The following is a 263-nucleotide window of genomic DNA, read 5'->3' as shown; positions in this document are numbered from 1 at the left end:
GCAGATCAAATAAGAACGAAAACGCCTATTGGTAAGCCGATTACCAATACGACAACATATATTATCCAAGGAAACCAGCTATGTGGAATTGGCATGGTGGGAGAATTATGTATAGCGGGAGATGGAGTAGCGAGAGGTTACTTAAACAACTCGGAGTTAACAGAAGAAAAATTCATTCCAAATCCATATGGAGAAGGGATGATGTATCGCTCTGGTGATTTAGCTAGATGGTTGCCAGATGGAAATATTGAGTATGTAGGTAG

General features: G+C 40.3%; 1 protein-coding gene. It reads left to right on the top strand.

The genetic code is table 11. From position 1 onward, the window contains the following. A partial coding sequence (locus tag BAQ44_RS14875; protein ID WP_131801861.1) for an AMP-binding protein occupies positions 1 to 263 on the top strand: 263 nt, incomplete at both ends.

Origin of the sequence: Bacillus mobilis, from assembly GCF_001884045.1 — a bacterium.
Taxonomy (GTDB): Bacteria; Bacillota; Bacilli; order Bacillales; family Bacillaceae_G; genus Bacillus_A; species Bacillus_A mobilis.
The sequence above is the reverse complement of the archived record's forward strand: the minus strand, read 5'-3'. Positions and strand labels throughout refer to the sequence as shown.